This is a genomic window from Phormidium sp. CCY1219, from assembly GCF_055795085.1.
This window is the reverse complement of the sequence record NZ_JAYFEQ010000021.1, coordinates 1-210: the sequence shown is the minus strand read 5'-3', so window position 1 is coordinate 210 and position 210 is coordinate 1. Positions and strand designations below refer to the sequence as shown.

At 53.8% G+C, this 210-nt stretch carries 1 protein-coding gene; it reads left to right on the top strand.

Features of this window, described 5'->3' with window-relative positions; all coding sequences use genetic code 11:
- The coding region (locus tag AC0QH1_RS00280; protein WP_324628747.1) for a hypothetical protein at positions 1 to 210 on the top strand (210 nt) is incomplete at both ends.

Below are 210 nucleotides of genomic sequence, written 5' to 3'. Positions count from 1 at the left end.
TCATCGGAACCCGTCGAAACTGTAGAATCCTCGCGTGAGGAGACGACTCCCCCAGCGGAAATTGTCACCGAAACCCCAGTGAGTAATGCCACAGAAGTGGTAGAGAATGTAGGGGAAGAAACGGCTGGAGACTCCGAGACAGCAACTGCTAGCGAAGAAACAGCTAGCAATGTGGAAGCGGAAGAAACGGGAGGCGATCGCACCCCAATT